This is a genomic window from Streptomyces sparsus (genome assembly GCF_054776295.1).
On sequence record NZ_BAAHCA010001058.1, the window covers coordinates 1 to 1,529 of the forward strand.

General features: G+C 73.4%; 1 protein-coding gene. It reads right to left on the bottom strand.

Going from position 1 to position 1,529, the window contains the following annotated elements; all coding sequences use genetic code 11:
• On the bottom strand, window positions 1-1,529 hold a 1,529-nt coding region (locus ACYVE9_RS26265), incomplete at both ends, for a beta-ketoacyl reductase (protein WP_461030386.1).

The following is a 1,529-nucleotide window of genomic DNA, read 5'->3' on the forward strand; positions in this document are numbered from 1 at the left end:
CCGTATCCACCGTCACCGCCGGCCCCTCCAAACCGAACGTGTACGACAACCGACCGGAGACGACACTGGCGGCGTTCCCGGTGAGCATGTAGCCCTCGTAGTCGTCGCCCGAGGCAGCGAGCATGGCGGAGTAGTCCTGGCCGTTGGTGCCGGCGAAGACGCCGGTCCGCGAACCCTTCAGCGTCCGCGGGTCGATACCCGCCCGCTCGAACGCCTCCCACGCCATCTCCAGCAGCAACCGCTGCTGCGGATCCATCGCCACCGCCTCACGCGGCGAGAGGTTGAAGAACGCGGGATCGAACCCGCCGACGTCTTCCAGGAAGCCGCCGGTGCGGGTGTAGACGCTGCCGGCCTTGCCGGGCTCGGGATCGTAGAGCGCCTCCAGGTCCCAACCGCGGTCCTCGGGGAAGGGCACCAGGCCCTCCTCGCCGTTCGCGAGCAGACTCCACAGCTGCTCCGGGGTGCTGATGCCCCCGGGGAAGCGGCAGCCCATGGCGACGACGGCGATGGGGTCGTCGGCGGCGGCGGTCCGCGCCACGGCTGCCGTCGTCTCGCCGGGCAGCTCGCGGTCCGAGACCTCGGCCAGCAGGAAGTCGGCCAGGGCCCGGCAGGTGGGATGGTCGAAGACGAGGGTGCTGGGCAGGCTGAGGCCGGTGACGCGGTTCATGCCGTTGCGCAGTTCGACCGCGCTGAGGGAGTCGATGCCGAGGTCGGTGAAGGGCCGTTCCGGGTCGACCGCGTCGGCGGACGGGTGGCCGAGCACGGTGGCGACGTGGCCGCGGACCATGTCCAGGGCGGCTCCGGCGCGCTCGTAGTCGGGCAGGGCGGCGAGGTGCGCCTGCAGCGAGGAGCCCCCGGTCGTGGACGCCTCGGTGTTCTCGCGCAGCGCCTCCAGCGCCTTGCGGGCGGAGGGGAGTTCGTCCAGGAGGCGGCTGGGGCGCGGTGCGGTGAAGGACGCCGCGTAGGTGTCCCAGCGGATGTCGGTGACGACGACGTGTGTGTCGTCCAGGTCCAGGGCGCGGCCGAGTGCCTCGCAGGCGGTGGCCGTGTCCATGGGGTGCACGCCGTAGCGGCGCATGCGCTCGCCCGCCGCGTCACCGACCATGCCGCCGTCGGCCCACAGGCCCCAGGAGACGGCGGTGGCGGGCAGCCCGTCGGCGCGGCGCTCCTCAGCGAGGGCGTCGAGATAGGCGTTGCCCGGCGCGTAGTTGGCCAGTCCGGCGCCGCCGAGCACACCCGCCGTGGAGGAGAACAGCACGAACCGGGACAGGCCCAGGTCGCGGGTCAGCTCGTGCAGGTGGCGCGCGGCGGATGCCTTGCCGCGCAGGACGGGCGCCATGCGGCCGGGGTCGAGCGCGTCGATCACGCCGTCGTCGAGGGAGCCGGCGGCGTGGAACACCGCGTCGAGCGGCTGGTCGGCGGGGATCGTGCCGAGCAGGCCGCGCAGCGCCTCCCGGTCGCCTACGTCGCAGGCGGCCAGGGTGACGTCGACGCCCCGGTCGGCGAGTTCGTCGCGCAGCTCGGTGGCG